Here is a 17,750-nt window from a genome sequence, read left to right on the forward strand (position 1 = left end):
GTGTCACATTTTGTCGTGTGACAAAGTAAAGACTCCCATCCACTTTTTGGACAGGAGTCTTACTATTAAAAGAATAATGATAATATGAAATAAATAACAGATGCCATGACAGCTGAAATTGGCATTGTAATCACCCATGTAGTAACAATCTTTCGAGCCATCCCCCAGTTTACACCACGCACACGCTGTGCTGAACCGACACCCATAATGGATGAAGAAATGACATGTGTTGTTGATACAGGTAAGTGGATTAGCGTAGCGCCAAAAATAACAGTAGCCGATGCTAAATCTGCCGCAACACCATTAACAGGGCGGATTTTCATAATCTTACCGCCAACCGTTTTAATGATTTTATAACCACCAATTGAGGTACCTAGCCCCATTGCTGTAGCTGCAGCAGCACGCACCCAGAAAGGTATTTCATCTCCAGTGTGCAAGCCACCAGCGATTAACGCCATCGTCATAATCCCCATCGCTTTTTGCGCATCATTTGTACCATGGGTGAATGATTGGATGGCAGCAGTAAAAATTTGCATTGTACGGAAACCTTTATTTGTCCGATATAAATTTAAATTTTTAAACCAGAGTTTAAAAAGAGTCATCATAATAAAGCCTGCACAAATAGCAAGTAAAGGTGAAAACACTAAAGCCATGATGATTTTAGTAAAGCCGCCATAGTTTAACACATTAAAACCAGCGGATGCGATTGCAGCACCGGCAATAGACCCAATCAATGTGTGTGAAGAACTTGACGGAATACCGAAATACCATGTCAATAAATTCCAAATTATAGCTGAAATTAATGCAGCTAAAATAACGACTGAGCCAGTTGTGTCTCCTTCAAAAGCATTTAATGCAAAAGGATCTACAATATCTTTTGTTAGAGCTTTTGCAACCCCTACAAAGGTGATAGCACCAATAAAGTTCATAGTTGCCGCCATGATGATTGCCGTGCGAGGTGGCAAAGCTCTAGTAGAAACCGAAGTTGCAATAGCATTTGCTGTATCATGGAAGCCATTGATAAAGTCAAATGTTAGGGCAAAGATGACGACCAGTACGGTTAATATAATGATTGTGTTCATTGTAAAGTGCCCATCTCCTAATTATGCGTTACGCATGATAATTGTTTCCATAGTATTTGCTACGTTTTGACAATGATCAGCGATATCTTCAAGTTGTTCATAAATATCCTTAAATTTAATGAGGCGGATTGGATCCTTTTCATTTAAAAATAACTTCTTAATAGAAGTACGTTGTACCTCATCACATTCACGTTCATAGTCTTTAATAAGAATTGCGTGTGGACGCATGCCAATTAGATTCTTTTTCTTTAACTCTTCTGTCGCTTTGACTATTTCATCAGCACTTTTTGAAATAAACCCTAAGAAAATGCGCATAGATTCATCAATCTCAGTGAGCGAAAACATTTCAAAGTGTGCAATACAGTGTTCTGTTCCATCTAAAACATCATCCATACGAATGGCGAGCTCTAAAATATCCTCACGTTCAATAGGTGTCATAAATGATTTGTTTAACATGACAATCAGTTCATGAATAAGCTTATCACCAGCAGTTTCATAATTTTTCATTGTAATGCTAATCTCTTTTAGGTCAGCTACACTGTTAATACGAAAATCATTTGCGTAATGTACAGCCTCTCTCATATTTTCAGCAATTTTATGCAATGCAATAAAGAAAGGGTCTTGTTTTTTTGAGTTAAGCATGTGAATCGAATCCTCCTGGATATAAATAAATTAATCGACCTCTAAACTTTACTATCATAACAAAATCTTTAATTTATCTACATAAAAATTTACTATTCGACATGAAAATTTACATTGCTGTAATATATTATTTGTTCACAAAATGTGAGGTAATCTAGCTGTATTTATTTTTATGAGTACAGAAAAACCCTGTTATAAATGGATATTCTTCTATAACGGTGACTTATTAGTACAGATTAAGACGCGAAAGAGGATAGAAGATAATAAAAATAACGTATTGGAATTGTAAAGGTATTGTAAATTCATTTGATAACCAGAAGAGTACCTTCTTATTCTTAAGAATATCTTCATTTTTATCCTCCCTCTTTATTAAGAATTGTTTTCTACAATGGAAAATGAATAGGAAAGGAGCGTTTATTAACTAATGATTCAGGTTGAAAACTTACAACATACATTTTTAATTGGAAAACGAGGGAAGGAAAAGCAAGTACCAGTATTGAAAGGTGTGAACTTCGAGGTCAATAAAGGAGAAATTGTTGCTATTGTAGGTAAAAGTGGCTCAGGAAAATCGACCTTATTACAAGTTCTAGCTGGTTTTATGAAAGCTGAACAGGGCTCTATTAAAGTAAATGGAAAGGAAACAGCCCATCTAACTGAAACAGAAAGTGCTGCCTTCCGTTTACGTCAATTCGGTTTTATTTTTCAAAACTTCCAATTGATGCCTGGTTTAACTGCTTTCGAAAATATCGAATTACCTTTAAAGCTACAGGGTTTGCGTAAGGCTATGCGCAAAGAAAAAGTGAAGAAATTAATGGATAAGGTTGGTTTGACAGAAGTAGCAGACCATTATCCCAATGAATTGTCAGGTGGACAGCAACAGCGTGTCAGCATTGCACGAGCACTTATTACGAATCCTCCCATATTACTTGCAGATGAGCCAACAGGGAGTCTCGATTCAGAAACCGAGCAGGATATCTTATTGCTTATTCAAAGTTTAAATCGTGAGTTAGGGCTAACTTTTGTCATTATCACGCACGATGAAGAAGTGGCTACTATCGCACATAGACGCTTCCGCATGTACGATGGAGAACTTGTAAAGGAGGAAGCTTAACATGTTATTTAAGGATCAATTAGATTTTGTAACACAGCATATCAAGAAAAATAAGCTGCGTGTGTTTATGACGATACTAGCTGCAACGATGGGCTGTGCCTTTCTAATCGTGCTAGCATCCGTTGGTTTTGGTTTACAGGAATCTTTACGCAATGAAATTCTTTCAAACGAAACAGTTACAAAAATTCAAGTATATGGTGATAAGCAATTAACTGAAGACCAAGTACAAGAAATTAAAAAAATGGAACATGTAGAAACAGTGCTTGAAACAATTAGTGTCAATGCTACCGCACAATCATTTTTTGAAGACCGTGATACAACTTCTAATTTAATATTGTCAGATATGCAGGACTTTGAACAGGTAAATGGAAAGCTTGCAAAAGGGCGTTACCCAACAAAATCTAATGAAATTGTTGTAGGCTATCATTTTGCTCAAACATTATTGAATGACACAGAACGTGATGTCATTGCGGAAAAAAGTAAAAAGGCTGAAGCAGAGGGTACGTATTATGATGGTAGTGAAGAGGGCTATAAAGAATCATTGATTGGAAAGAACATTGATCTGTCCTTAGTTCCTCACACGGGTAAAAATGATGAAACGCCAAAAATGAGCTATACAATTGTTGGTGTAATGGAGAAACCTTCTTATGATTGGATGGTTGATAACGCTATTCATATGGATAAAGAGCAAAAGAAAGTATGGGTTAAAAATTTATCAACAGATAGTAACATGGCAGAGGATGAGCTGTTTTACTCTGAATTTAATATTTATGCGGATACTTTAGAAAACGTAAAGCCGATTTTAGAGAAGTTAAAAGATAAGGGCTATAGCGTATATTCAGTAACAGAGCAACTAGATCAAATGAATGTATTTTTCCTTGTATTAAAAATTGGCTTAATCTTTGTTGGCACTATTGCTGTGTTGATTGCTTCCATTGGTATTTTTAATACAATGACAATGGCTGTCACAGAGCGAACACGTGAAATTGGTGTGCTAAAGGCAATTGGGGCAAGTCCGAAGCTTATTCAACGATTATTTTTAATGGAAAGCACATTTATCGGTATTTTTGGTACGCTAATTGCGGTTGTCATCTCGTATGCTATTAGCTTTGCAGCTAATGCAGCATTACCATTAATTCTTAAGGCGGCAACAGGGGAGGAAGCGTTTGCAACAAATGATATAACATTTTCTCTTATTCCATGGCAACTAGTCATTATTGCAGCGGCCATTAGTGTTGGCGTAGCGATGGTTTCAGGTTATCGCCCAGCACGTAAAGCAACTAAAATCGACGTTATTCAAGCTTTACGACAAGAGTTATAATAAAAAAGGCGGTCCAATCAACATTGGATCGCCTTTTATTTGGACAGAAGTACATCTGTACGTTATAAATACTCTTTTAACTCATTCGCTAAAAATGGTGTTGCATTCAATAATTTTAAGAAGGCATCATAGCTGGCACGTTGCTCTTCATTTGGTTTTTTACCTGTTTGATAGGCTCGAATTAAAATGTTTTTCGGTGTATTCTCCATATCGATAAACTCTAAAAGCTGTGCCTCATAGCCAACAAGCGATAAAATTTCAGCTCGAATAGCATCTGTAGCAAGTGCCGCAAATCGCTCTCGAACAAGTCCATGTTGCAACATAATATCGAGAGCAGGTGTATTTAGTTGACGATTTAACTCATGCTGACAGCAAGGCACACTTAGAATGACACTTGCCCCCCATTTCACAGCACGAGCCAAGGCCATATCTGTTGCTACATCGCATGCATGGAGTGTCACCACCATATCTACAGCACTTTCATCATTATAATCATTGATATCTCCTACAAGAAATTCTAGCTGATCATAGCCTAGATCCTGTGCTATTCTTGAGCATTCTTCAATAACCTCTTTTTTTAAATCTAAACCAGTAACACGAATGTCTAAGCCCTTTTCGATTTTTAAATAATGATACAAAGCAAAGGTTAAGTAGGATTTACCTGAACCAAAATCTAAAATCCTCACCTGTCGATCCTGAGGTAAATATGTTAAGGCATCATCAATAAATTCAATGAAGCGGTTAATCTGTTTAAATTTATCATACTTTTGTTTCTTAACCTTTCCTTCTTCTGTTTGCACCCCCAGTCGTATTAAAAATGGATAGGGTTGATCATCAGATAGTAAATAATTTTTTTTACGATTATGGCTTAAATGGACTTGTTTAGGTGAAGCCGTTTTATCTGATTTCCAAAGGACTTTGTTCTTTTTTGATAATTGCACTTGTACCGTTTCATCTACGAAATCAATATGAGCTTGACGATACTCCTCAAAAAATGTGTCAAGCTTGGAAGAAAAATGAGCCAATAGAATATTTTCATGTTTTAAAATACGTTCATATTGGTACTCAATTTGTATATGGTACTGATTCTTTAACATTAATGGTTTTAATTTTATACGTTTTATTTCATTTGATTTCATACGTGGTTGACTGATTGTAGCTGTGACAAGCTTTTGTTGCAAAATTTGCTCAGTGAGTAGAGCTTTCATTTCTTCAAAGGTCATACATTTTCGCCTACTTTATTGTGTAATAGATGGCACTAGTTTAACACATTTTATAATAGACAATGGCATCTTTGGTATTCGGAATTAATTTAATAAAAATTCCGAGTATTTATAGGTGGAATAGTATATTCGTGGTATCTTAAATACAGTAATTCTTTTTGAATTGGTGATACTAAGGATTAATAAGGAGGAGAAAATATGTCGGATAACATGTATCAATTATTAGCGATTATTATTTATATGATCGCCATGCTAGCAATTGGCTGGTATGCATTTGTTAAAACATCGAATTTAACAGATTATATGCTTGGCGGTCGTTCCTTAGGTCCTGCGGTTACTGCGCTAAGTGCGGGTGCTGCGGATATGTCTGGCTGGCTCCTAATGGGCTTACCAGGTGCGATATTTTTATCAGGTCTTGTGGAGGCTTGGATTGCAATTGGATTAACAATAGGAGCTTACCTAAACTGGCTACTTGTGGCACCGCGTTTACGGGTATATACACAGGTTACAAATGATTCCATTACTATTCCAAGTTATTTGGATAATCGATTACGTGATCATACAAAGCTTATTAGGATTGCTTCAGGTATCATCATCCTCATATTCTTTACATTTTATGTATCGTCAGGAATGGTAGCAGGGGGCAAGTTTTTCGATAGTTCTTTTGGTTATGAATACCATACAGGCTTATTAATTGTGTCAGCTGTAGTTGTAGCATACACTCTTTTTGGCGGATTTTTAGCGGTAAGTTATACAGACTTCTTACAAGGTCTTATTATGTTTTTAGCACTTATTATGGTACCAATATTTGGCTTGTTTGTAACAGGTGGCATAGGGGAAACTATTTCGTCTATAAAATCTGTTGATCCAGATCTTCTAAATTTATTACCAGCCACTGCGACAGCAGCAGGGATCATTTCTTCAGTTGCTTGGGGACTAGGCTATTTTGGACAGCCTCATATTATCGTCCGCTTTATGGCGATTAGTTCCGTTAAAGAAACGAAGCAAGCACGACGCATTGGTATTGGCTGGATGATGTTAAGTTTATTTGGAGCTATTGGAACTGCCTTGGTGGGTGTAGCTTATTATCAGCAAAATGCGGGTGAGCTAAAAGACGCTGAAACTGTATTTATTGTACTTGGACAGATTTTATTCCATCCATTTATAGCAGGTATTATGCTGGCGGCAATTTTAGCAGCTGTTATGAGTACAATTTCTTCTCAATTAATTGTAACTTCTTCGGCGCTTGTAGAGGATATTTATAAAGCATTATTTAATAAAACAGCAGACGATAAGCATTACGTTTTTGTTGGGCGTATGGCTGTATTAGTTGTTGCAATTATTGCAGCAATCCTAGCGTGGAATCCAGATAGTTCTATCTTAAGCTTAGTTGGCTTTGCTTGGGCAGGATTTGGTGCAGCCTTCGGACCTGTTATTTTACTTTCTTTATATTGGAGAAAGCTAACGAATTACGGAGCACTTAGCGGAATGGTAACAGGGGCTGCAACTGCGTTTATTTGGGGTAAAGTAGATGCTTTATCAAGTGCGTTGTACGAAATTGTTCCTGGCTTCATTGTTTGTTTAATTGTTGCGGTTGTTGTCAGTATGCTGACATATAAACCAAATAAAGAAATTGAAGAAGAGTTCACACGCTCAGAAGCCCTACTAAAAGAAGAAAGAAAATAGTTGTGATGCGCCTCTCCATGAGGCGCATTTTTAAAAAAGTTAACGATGATCTTCAAATACGAAAAAGGGTCTATTATGGTAAGATGAAGAAAATTTGTCGTAGCGACACCAAGCTTTGGTGGGAGGTTTCTAATGGATAGAATTAAGGAAGTTGATGTATTAATTGAAAAGGCCATACTAGTTGGCGTAAATTTACGAAATGATAAGCACTTTGATTATTCTATGGAAGAGTTACAAAATTTAGCTGAGGCCTTGCATGTAGAAGTAGTGGGGACTGTCACGCAAAATTTGGAACGTGTGACACCTTCCCATTATGTGGGTACAGGTAAAATAGAAGAAATCAAAAATTTTTATGAAGAAGCACAAGCAAACCTCGTTATTTTTAATGATGAACTGTCTCCTTCGCAAATCCGTAATTTAGAGCGTGATTTAGCAACGAAGGTCATAGATCGAACAATGCTTATTTTAGATATTTTTGGAAGGCGCGCAAAAACACGTGAAGCCCAAATGCAGGTGGAATTAGCACAGCTTCAATATATGCTACCTCGTTTAGTGGGTTTGCATGCCTCTTTAAGCCGTCAGGGTGGAGGTACTGGGGGAGGCTTTAAAAACCGTGGTGCGGGTGAGACAAAGCTGGAATTGGATCGACGAAAAATTGAAGATCAAATTGCTAAAATTAAAAAGGATTTAGAGCACGTTAAGGAACAGAGAGAAACGCAGCGTAAACAGCGTCGTAAAAATGCTCTTCCGGTTGTATCGATTGTTGGCTATACAAATGCTGGGAAATCAACGATTATGAATCAACTTCTTACACAAATAGGACAAGAAGAGCATAAGCAAGTCTTTGAGAAGGATATGCTTTTTGCTACCCTTGAAACTTCTGTTCGTCAGATTGAACTACCTGATAAGAAGACTTTTTTACTGACAGACACTGTAGGCTTTGTTAGTAAATTACCTCACCATTTAGTGAAGGCATTTCGCTCCACTTTGGAAGAGGCCAGAGATGCGGATCTTTTACTCCATGTGGTGGATGTTTCTAATACTGAGCACGGATTTATGATGGATGTGACGAATGAAACACTAAAAGCAGTTGGTGTTGAGGACATTCCTACAATCTATGTATACAATAAAGCAGATATAGCGGATGTTCCATATCCTGTGGTAAGTGGAGATAATATTTGGATTTCAGCAAAGCAGGGGGATGGATTAGAAGAATTAGTACAGCTAATTCGTCAACACATCTTCTCGCACTATGTAACGTGTGACATGTTAATACCTTATGATCATGGGAACGTTGTTTCTTATTTAAATGAGAATGCCTCTGTTTTTAATACAGCCTATGAAGAGGGTGGGACATTATTGTCTCTTGAAGTAAAAGCAGCAGATTACGCAAAGTATCAGCACTATGTTATTAATTAAAAAATGTACTTCTCAAAGCATGCCAAAAGATTTTTGGCATGCTTTTTGTGATTAGAGGGAATAGTAGAATCTAGAACAAAGGTAAAACTGTACTCGGGAAATTGTATTAATTTTCAAGTAAAGTAAGGAATCTGAATTTTAGATATTTTAGAATAATTCATTATAGATTTAAAAATCTTTTAGGCATAAAGTGTGAGAAAACTTAGATATATCAAAGGATTTAATAATTTACCTAATAATCAATCAGAATTTATAGAAAAATGACAAATTTTCAACATTTTTTAAAACTCTTGCTAAAGTTTTTAAAACGCTTTAGTATGATGAAATAAAGTTTTTTTATCCTTATATTAGGGTAGTTGTGTTTTTGTAGAATAATTTTTTATTGGGAGAGGGTATTGTATGTCTAGTAAAGATGAAGTTGTAAAATCTGTCCCTCAAAATGGCTTTGTTGGACACCCTAAAGGGCTCTTTACTTTGTTTTTCACAGAATTTTGGGAACGTTTCTCGTACTATGGTATGCGAGCAATTCTCATCTTCTTTATGTATTACGAATTACATGACGGGGGCTTAGGTCTAGACCGCGGAACAGCGAACTCTATTATGGCCATCTACGGCTCACTTGTTTATATGTCTGGTATTATAGGTGGCTGGATTGCCGACCGGGTTTTAGGAACACGAAAAACCATTTTTTATGGTGGCGTGTTAATTATGATTGGTCACTTACTGCTAGCATTGCCTGGTGGTGTAAGCATGTTATTTGCTTCCATGGCATTTATCGTTATGGGTACTGGTTTATTAAAACCAAACGTTTCAAGTATTGTTGGGGACATTTATGCTGAAACAGATAGCCGCCGTGATGCAGGGTTTTCTATTTTCTATATGGGTATTAATATGGGAGCATTTATTGCACCTTTTATTGTCGGAACAATTGGACAAAAATATAGCTTCCACCTTGGCTTTGGTTTAGCGGGTCTAGGTATGTTTATTGGTTTAATTGTTTATAAATTAACAGAGAAAAAATATTTAGGCTTAGCAGGCTTACAAGTAAACAACCCATTAAAGCCTGAAGAACGTAAAAAAGTCTTTACACAATTCGGAGTTGCAGCTTTACTTATTATCATCTTGGGTGCTATCGGTATTAAATCTGGTACTTTAACAATGAATGTATTTAGTTTAATCATCACAGCTCTAGGTGTATTAATTCCAACTGCATTCTTTATTTATATGTATCGCAGTAAAAAAACAACGAAGGATGAAAAGTCTCGTCTACTTGCTTATATTCCTTTATTTTTATCAGCTGTAATGTTCTGGGCTATTCAAGAACAAGGAGCAACCATTTTAGCGACTTATGCAGATGAGCGTACACAGCTAAGTTTTGGCGGTATTCAGCTTCAATCTTCTTGGTTCCAGTCATTGAACCCATTATTTGTTATTACGATGGCACCATTATTTGCGATGCTATGGCTTAAATGGGGAGACAAGCAGCCGACAACACCACGTAAGTTCTCATATGCATTGTTCTTTGCGGGTCTGTCATTCTTAGTGATGATGGTTCCAGCACATCTGTCTGGTGGAGATACATTAGTGAGTCCTTTATGGTTAGTATTGTCATTCTTCTTAGTGGTTGTTGGTGAGTTATTATTATCACCAGTTGGTCTATCAGCCACAACGAAATTGGCACCACAGGCATTCGCAGCGCAAACGATGTCTTTATGGTTTTTAACAAGTGCAGCAGCACAAGCAATTAATGCGCAATTAGTTAAGGTCTATGAAGTTGTAAGCGAATTCACATACTTTGGTTTCTTAGGTACCTTATCTATTGTAGTTGGTATTATTATATTGGTGCTTTCACCAATTATTTCCAAGGCGATGAAGGGTATTAATTAAATGAAAGATGCAAGTACAGTTATTAAAAAAACTGTACTTGCATCTTTTTTTGCTATCTAAATAAAAGTCTATCTATGAAGCTGAGAGCGAAATATATTATCGTAAGTAGTTATTTTGTTGAATGTGGGTATAAGTTTCTATGTAGAAAATTATCATTTTCGTTATAATAATTTTAATAATAAGAAAATTTAAGGGGTTGGAATCTATGAAGGAAGAGTTAGATTATTTGAGGCCAAGATTAATGGAGATTTTTACGTATTTACATGCAAATCCAGAAATCAGCTGGCATGAAATAGAAACCACCAATTATATCGTGGAGCTATTAAAGCAGGAAGGCTTTTCCCCTATACGATTTAAAAATTCGACAGGATTATATGTTGATGTAGGCACCGGTAACCCCAAAGTAGGACTAAGAACAGATATAGATGCCTTATGGCAAGAAGTAGATGGTCATTTCCGAGCGAATCATTCATGTGGACATGACGGTCATATGACGATGGCCATTGGTACACTATTACTTTTAAAAGAATTACAGCAATCTATTAATGGTACAATACGCGTTATTTTCCAACCTGCTGAAGAAAAAGGAACTGGAGCGTTATCTGTATTAGAAGAAGGTGTTATTGATGACCTAGATTATTTATTTGGTGTCCATGTAAGACCTGTTCATGAGTTAGAGGACGGCACTTATTGTGCAGCCTTATATCATGGTGCCTCTCGTTTACTTGAAGGCGAAATTATCGGAGAGGATGCTCATGCTGCAAGGCCGCACCTTGGTATTAATGCCATTGAAGTAGGTGCAACAATCATCGAAGATTTGCGAACCATTCATACAGATCCTATGGTTCCTGTATCTGTTAAGATGACGAAATTCCATGCTGGGGGAGATTCGGGCAATATTATCCCAGGTAATGCCTCATTTACAATTGATATTCGTGCACAGCAAAACAAGGTGATGGACGATTTAGCACAAGGCGTAAAGCGTGTGATCGATTCATCTAAATTGTTGCATAAGGTACAAATTGAATTACGTACGGTGGCCAATATCGTAGCTGCTGAAGTTGATACAAGTGCTCAATATTTGATGGAGCAGGCAATTATACAGGCCGCTGGATTATCAAATTTAAGAAAGCCTGTTCATACACCTGGAGGAGAGGATTTTCACCATTATGCTGTACAACGGCCGCATTTAAAAACAACCATGCTGGGCTTGGGTTGTGGATTAACACCAGGATTGCATCATCCGAAAATGAAATTTAAACAAGCAAGACTTGTCACGGGAGTGGAGATACTTACAAGAGCAGTTTTATTAGCTTTGGAGTCAGGGCATAAAAAGGAGGCGTCAGCGTAATGTTAGAGCAAGTGCGAATTCACAAAGTAACGACACCAGAAGAAATTGCAGAGATCCAAAAATTAAATGGTGAAATATGGGGCAGCCAAGCAATCCCCTCCCATCAATTACTAGCTGCTGTACAAAATGGGGGAATCGTATTAGGAGCATATTTAGATGAAAAGCTAATTGGCTTTAACTATTGCTTCGTTGGTTATCAGAGTAGAGAAATGTACTTACATTCGCACATGATTGGTGTAGAAAAAGCATATCGTGAACAAGGTGTGGGTGAATTATTGAAGCATGCCCAACAAGAATATGCAAAAGAGCATGGTTTTCAACTTGTCCGCTGGTTAATTGAACCATTAGAGGCGCGTTTAGCGAATCTAGCATTTCTAAAATTGAACGCTACTAGTTATCAATATGAAAATGATTATTATGGTCCGCTTCGAGATGACTTTAATGAAGGACTACCTTCAGATAGATTGGTCGTTGAATGGTGGATCGAGCGTGATCAAATGGCAGATAGCCTTGATGAATTAGAAGAAGTAGCACAGGAAATTGTACCTTGGACATTAACAGTTGACGGATTACCTGTTCTAGATATAGAAAATACATTTCAGTTAAAACAATCCTTTTATAAAGATGCCTATCTTTTACCGATCCCTCAATCTCTACAGAAAATGAAAGTGGAAAGTCCAAAACTTGCAGAGGACTGGCGTTATAAAATTCGTACTATCTTAACAACATTATTTAACCAAGATTATGCCATCGTACGCATGAAGAAACATCCACAATATGTTCATAGCTATCTGTTAGTCAGACGCTCCTTATTAGCTTTATAATAATGATAGGGAGTGAACAATGTGAGATTAGAAAAGATTACATTAAGGCATTTAAAAATGCCTATGAAAGCACCATTTACTACAAGTTTTGGCACAATTGATGAAAAGGAAATGTTACTAATAGAAGCAAAAGATGAATCAGGGACCACGGGGTGGGGAGAAACTGTTGCTTTTGTAGCACCATGGTATACAGAAGAAACATTAAAGACAACATGGCATATGCTACAAGATTTTTTGATACCCATCTTGTTACATAAAGAGATTGGGCATCCAGATGAGGTAACCTCATTATTTGCACCTATTCGGCGAAACTGCATGGCGAAAGCTTCAATTGAGGGTGCTGTATGGGATATCTATGCTCAGCAAACAAAGCAATCACTTGCACAGGCGTTAGGTGGTCAAAAACAACGTATTGAAGTAGGAGTCAGTGTGGGTATTCAACCCTCTATCGCTCAGTTAATAGCATTAATAAAAGGTCATATTGAAAAAGGCTACAAAAGGGTGAAGATTAAGATAAAGCCTGGAGAGGATGTAGAGGTAGTACAGGCAATTCGTGCGGAACTGCCAAATTTACCCTTGATGGTAGATGCAAACTCTGCTTATACATTAGAGGATATAGGAATACTACAGCAGCTTGATAACTTTAATTTATTAATGATTGAACAACCATTAGCTACTGATGATATTGTCGATCATGCAGCATTACAGAAAAAGTTAAAAACGCCTATTTGCTTAGATGAAAGCATCTCATCATATGAGGATGCCAGACGAGCAATTGAACTTGGAAGCTGTGGTGTCATCAACATCAAGATTGGACGAGTAGGTGGTTTAACGGAAGCGAAACGAATCCATGACTTATGTAAAGCAAACCATATTCCAGTTTGGTGTGGTGGTATGTTAGAGGCAGGGATTGGACGAGCACATAATGTTGCCTTAACATCTCTTAGTCAATTTATTTTACCTGGCGATACAGCAGGTTCTAGTCATTATTGGTACGAGGATATTATTGATCCTGAAGTAAAAGTCAAAGATGGCTATATTGAGGTACCCCAGTCGGTAGGTATTGGTTTTAAGCCTAATATGGCTGTGATTGATAAATTAACAATTAGCAAAGAAATCTATCAATAACGCAGTACTTAGTCGATCATTTAGTATATGGAAAACGAGGAGAGAACTGTTTGAAAAAAAGCTTGCAAATCGGTGGTGCCTATGTGGGGATTATCGTTGGAGCAGGATTTGCATCAGGGCAGGAAATTGTCCTTTATTTTACAAGCTATGGCTTTAAAGGAATATATGGAGCATTGTTAGCTATGGTTGGTTTCTCAATTGTTGGAATGTGTGTTGCTCAAGTGAGCTCTAGGCTTCGTACATCGTCCCATAAGGATTTGATTTATCAAATTTCAGGGAATACTATGGGCTTTGTCTTGGATTTAGTTCTATCACTCTTTTTATTTGGTGTAGCTGTCATCATGTTTGCTGGGGCTGGTGCAACATTTCAGCAAATGTTTGGACTGCCTAGTTGGTTAGGGAGTATTTGTATGATCTTACTTACAGTAGCCACAGTCATGATGGATGTGAAGAGTATCATCAATATCATAGCACTTGCCACACCGTATCTACTAACAGTTGTGTCCATCATCGCTATCTATGCTATTGCCACGATGGATTTTACCTTTGCAGAGCAAGCAGTTATTGCTCAACAGGCTCAAATAAGTAAGAAAAGTTGGTGGGTAACGGCTTTATTGTACATGTCGTTCAATGTAGGGGTTAGCTTCTCTTTATTGACTGTTATGTGTGGATCCATACGCAATCATAAGGTAGCTGGAATGGGTGGTATAATTGGTGGGATTTTGTTAGGTGCTTTAATCTTGCTTGTGAATTTCTCCCTTTTAGCAAAGATGAATATCATTGTTGGACTAGACATTCCAATGCTAGCGTTAGCGAATGAAATTCATCCGATTGTTGGAGTATTAATGACTATTTCTCTTTTGGGAATGATTTATAATACGGCAGTAGGGATGCTATATTCCTTTATGGTAAGGTTTTTCGAGCCAAGCGGAGCAAGCTTTAGGGTTGCAGTCATATTTATAGGTGGTCTCGGTTTTCTAGCAAGCCTTGTAGGATTCACAACGCTAGTAGCTAAATTATACGCGGTCATGGGCTATGTAGGGTTAGTATTAATCATATTCATTATTTCTGCATGGTTAAGAGGCACAAAAAATATTATCTAATATAAAAATGGTAATTGAGGAATAGATTTCATTCTCAATTACCTTTTTATTTGGATAAAAATATTGTAGAAATAGTGAATTATTTCTGTTGATTGATTTATGGTAATGCTGATATTTCGTTAATTTGGCATATTTTTTCGTTAATCATTAATAAAACGAGAATAATTCTCATTTGCTGGTTGACTGAGAATAAAATCATGCTTATAATGGAAATCGTGAGTAATGATAATCATTTTCACTAATAAGTGAGTTACACACAAAAATGAAATCTACCGGGGATTACTATGAAAATAAGATATCTTTTAACAGCAACTGTTGTGCTGTCTATAGTGTCGCTCTTTATCGGAGTAGTAGATATTAAGCCTAGCGACCTATTAGACTTCCAATCAGAAGAAGCTAGACTATTTTTAATTAGTCGTGTACCTAGACTTGTTGCAATCTTGCTGGCAGGTGCAGGTATGAGTATTGCTGGTTTAATTATGCAAAGCTTAAGTAGGAATAAATTCGTTTCACCAACAACAGCTGGTACATTAGATGCCACACGGTTAGGTGTATTGATTTCCATGATGTTCTTTACGAACGTTACGTATTTCCAAAAAATTTCCTTCGCTTTCATATTTGCTTTAGCCGGCACATTACTATTTATGCAAATATTAAACCGAATTAAGTTTAAAGATGCGATTTTTATACCGCTTATTGGCTTAATGTTTGGGAATATTTTGTCCTCTGTTACAACATTCTTTGCCTATAAGGCGAATATTATCCAAAACATTTCTGCATGGTTACAAGGAGATTTCTCATTAATCATGAAAGGCCGTTACGAACTGTTATACGTAAGTGTACCAATACTCATTTTAGCTTACATTTACGCAAATCGTTTTACAGTAGCTGGGATGGGAGAGGATTTTGCAAAAAATCTTGGTCTATCCTATAAATTTGTAGTCAATTTAGGCTTGGTGTTGGTAGCTCTTATCTCCACGACAGTGGTGTTAACAGTCGGTATCATTCCATTCCTTGGTTTGATTATTCCGAACATTATTTCCCTGTTTAAAGGTGATAATTTGGCAAAAACCTTGCCGCACACAGCATTACTTGGTATGTCATTCTTATTATTCTGTGATATTTTAGGACGAGTACTGATATTCCCTTATGAAATACCAATAAGTATGACTGTTGGTGTAATTGGAAGTGCCATCTTCCTATTCATGTTGTTTAGGGGGAGAGCATATGCGTAATCGTACAAAAATGTTCATTTTACTAGGTCTCGCTGTTATAGCAGTTGTCCTATATTTATTTTGGGAACTCAATGGTAATTATCACTATGCTTTTCCACGCCGTGTCATAAAGGTTGTGGCAATGGCATTAACGGGTATAGCAATTGCCTATTCAACAGTAGTTTTCCAAACAATTACACATAATCGTATTTTAACACCAAGTGTCATGGGTTTAGATGCTTTGTATATGTTAATTCAAACATGCATTTACTTCTTCTTTGGCTCTACATCCATATTAGTTATTAATATCTACTATAATTTTACGCTTGCAATAGGGGCGATGATTTTATTCGCTTTAATTTTCTACCGAGTATTATTTAAAGAAGGAAAGCGACCGATTTATTTTTTACTGCTTGTTGGAATGATTGTTGGTACGTTTTTAGGAAGTATCACTACGTTCTTCCAAGTATTAATAGATCCGAATGAGTTTTTAGGCTTACAAAGTAAAATGTTTGCAAGTTTCAATAATGTTAATTCAGATTTAGTTTGGCTAGCAGGCGTTATCATTTTAATAACGTTTATCTACGGTGCTCGTCATATGAATCAATTAGACGTCATGTCTCTAGGACGAGACACAGCTATAAATTTAGGTGTACCTTACGATAAGCTTGTACAACGCATGTTAATTTTAGCTTCAATTTTGATTGCTGTTTCGACAGCGCTTGTTGGTCCGATCACGTTCTTTGGTTTAATCGTTGCAAATTTATCATATCAGTATTTTAGAACATACAAGCATTCCATCTTAATTACTGGCTCCTGTGTAATGAGTGTTGTAGCTTTAGTCGGTGGACAGTGGATGGTTGAGCGTTTATTTAGTTTCACTACTACACTTAGTGTCATTATTAACTTTGTGGGTGGGGTATACTTCATCTACTTATTATTAAGAGAAAGTAGGTCAGCAGGATGATACAAGTCAAAGAAATTACAAAGTTTTTTGGTAAAAAACCTGTCGTTCAAGATGTAAGTGTTGATATTGTTTCAGGAAAAATCACATCGTTTATTGGACCGAATGGTGCAGGGAAGTCCACGCTACTTTCTATGGTGAGTCGTTTACTGAATGCAGATACTGGCGAAGTACTACTCGATAAGGCAGATGTACGTAGCTGGAAATCGGATGATTTTGCTAAACGTGTATCGATTTTAAAGCAATCAAACTTTATGAATGTTCGTCTTACGATTCGTGAGCTTGTATCTTTTGGCCGTTTCCCTTACTCAAAAGGACACTTAAAACCTGATGACGAAGAAAAAGTGGACGAAGCTATTCGCTATATGAATTTAGAAGATATGCAACATAATTATTTAGATGAGCTTTCAGGTGGTCAGCGTCAGCGAGCATTTATCGCAATGGTTATTGCCCAAGATACTGAATATATCTTACTGGACGAACCATTAAATAATTTAGATATGAAGCATTCTGTCCAGATTATGAAGATTTTACGTAAGTTGGTTGATGAGTTAGGCAAAACAGTGGTTATCGTTTTACACGATATTAATTTTGCTTCTGTTTACTCTGACCATATTGTTGCATTAAAAGATGGCCGTGTTGTTAAAAATGGTCCTACAAATGACATTATTAACTCACATGCATTGAAGGAAATTTATGATATGGATATTCCTGTTCAAGAGCAGGATGGCTGTCGAATTTGTGTTTATTTTAATTCGTAAAAATAGTTTCAGATGGATAAACCGTCTAACTATC

Annotated in this window: 15 protein-coding genes; 12 read left to right on the plus strand and 3 right to left on the minus strand. The window is 36.8% G+C overall.

Features of this window, described 5'->3' with window-relative positions; genetic code table 11:
• Positions 1–65 precede the first annotated feature (65 nt).
• Both RCJ95_RS07745 and RCJ95_RS07750 read right to left on the minus strand, forming a co-directional pair.
• A complete protein-coding gene (locus RCJ95_RS07745) occupies positions 66–1,082 on the minus strand; it encodes an inorganic phosphate transporter (protein WP_004231925.1) in 1,017 nt (338 codons plus the stop codon).
• Between the two features lie 21 nt (positions 1,083–1,103).
• Positions 1,104–1,724: a DUF47 domain-containing protein gene (locus RCJ95_RS07750; RefSeq protein ID WP_004231927.1), complete on the minus strand. Its 621-nt coding sequence runs from the start codon at positions 1,722–1,724 to the stop codon at positions 1,104–1,106.
• A 424-nt stretch (positions 1,725–2,148) separates the two neighbouring features.
• On the opposite strand from RCJ95_RS07750, the gene RCJ95_RS07755 reads away from it, so the two are divergent.
• The gene (locus RCJ95_RS07755) at positions 2,149–2,835 is read left to right on the plus strand and encodes an ABC transporter ATP-binding protein (RefSeq protein WP_004231931.1); all 687 of its coding nucleotides are present in this window, start codon (positions 2,149–2,151) and stop codon (positions 2,833–2,835) included.
• A gap of 1 nt (position 2,836) precedes the next feature.
• On the plus strand, positions 2,837–4,156 hold the full coding sequence (locus RCJ95_RS07760; protein ID WP_446722101.1) for an ABC transporter permease: 1,320 nt from the start codon (positions 2,837–2,839) through the stop codon (positions 4,154–4,156).
• A gap of 62 nt (positions 4,157–4,218) precedes the next feature.
• On the opposite strand, the gene RCJ95_RS07765 is transcribed toward RCJ95_RS07760, so the two are convergent.
• Positions 4,219–5,379, minus strand: a complete 1,161-nt coding sequence (locus RCJ95_RS07765; protein ID WP_274770491.1) for a class I SAM-dependent methyltransferase — start codon at positions 5,377–5,379, stop codon at positions 4,219–4,221.
• A 198-nt stretch (positions 5,380–5,577) separates the two neighbouring features.
• Here RCJ95_RS07765 and putP point away from each other — a divergent pair, with 198 nt between their 5' ends.
• From putP to RCJ95_RS07815, 10 genes are all read left to right on the plus strand, one after another.
• Positions 5,578–7,065 carry a sodium/proline symporter PutP gene (putP, locus tag RCJ95_RS07770; RefSeq protein ID WP_221681491.1) on the plus strand — a complete coding sequence of 496 codons (1,488 nt, stop codon included), beginning with the start codon at positions 5,578–5,580 and terminating at the stop codon, positions 7,063–7,065.
• Positions 7,066–7,197: 132 nt separating this feature from the next.
• On the plus strand, positions 7,198–8,484 hold the full coding sequence (hflX, locus tag RCJ95_RS07775) for a GTPase HflX (protein WP_257520687.1): 1,287 nt from the start codon (positions 7,198–7,200) through the stop codon (positions 8,482–8,484).
• Between the two features lie 399 nt (positions 8,485–8,883).
• Positions 8,884–10,371 (plus strand): peptide MFS transporter, encoded by a 1,488-nt coding sequence (locus RCJ95_RS07780; RefSeq protein WP_446722102.1) that lies wholly within the window; start codon positions 8,884–8,886, stop codon positions 10,369–10,371.
• 205 nt (positions 10,372–10,576) lie between these two features.
• Entirely contained in the window at positions 10,577–11,722 is a 1,146-nt protein-coding gene (locus RCJ95_RS07785) for a M20 peptidase aminoacylase family protein (protein WP_446722103.1), read from the plus strand.
• Positions 11,722–12,546 carry a GNAT family N-acetyltransferase gene (locus RCJ95_RS07790; RefSeq protein ID WP_221681483.1) on the plus strand — a complete coding sequence of 275 codons (825 nt, stop codon included), beginning with the start codon at positions 11,722–11,724 and terminating at the stop codon, positions 12,544–12,546. The genes RCJ95_RS07785 and RCJ95_RS07790 overlap by 1 nt, the downstream gene beginning before the upstream one ends.
• Positions 12,547–12,567: 21 nt before the next feature.
• The gene (menC, locus tag RCJ95_RS07795; protein WP_274770487.1) at positions 12,568–13,674 is read left to right on the plus strand and encodes an o-succinylbenzoate synthase; all 1,107 of its coding nucleotides are present in this window, start codon (positions 12,568–12,570) and stop codon (positions 13,672–13,674) included.
• A 50-nt stretch (positions 13,675–13,724) separates the two neighbouring features.
• Positions 13,725–14,777, plus strand: a complete 1,053-nt coding sequence (locus tag RCJ95_RS07800) for a YkvI family membrane protein (protein WP_274770485.1) — start codon at positions 13,725–13,727, stop codon at positions 14,775–14,777.
• Between the two features lie 284 nt (positions 14,778–15,061).
• Positions 15,062–16,012 (plus strand): ABC transporter permease, encoded by a 951-nt coding sequence (locus RCJ95_RS07805; RefSeq protein ID WP_004231947.1) that lies wholly within the window; start codon positions 15,062–15,064, stop codon positions 16,010–16,012.
• Entirely contained in the window at positions 16,005–16,958 is a 954-nt protein-coding gene (locus RCJ95_RS07810; protein ID WP_004231949.1) for an iron chelate uptake ABC transporter family permease subunit, read from the plus strand. Before RCJ95_RS07805 ends, RCJ95_RS07810 begins: the two co-directional genes overlap by 8 nt.
• Entirely contained in the window at positions 16,955–17,716 is a 762-nt protein-coding gene (locus RCJ95_RS07815; RefSeq protein ID WP_221681470.1) for an iron ABC transporter ATP-binding protein, read from the plus strand. The genes RCJ95_RS07810 and RCJ95_RS07815 overlap by 4 nt, the downstream gene beginning before the upstream one ends.
• The last annotated feature ends 34 nt before the right edge of the window (positions 17,717–17,750 follow it).

The sequence above is a fragment of the Lysinibacillus sp. BSL11 genome, from assembly GCF_052928325.1.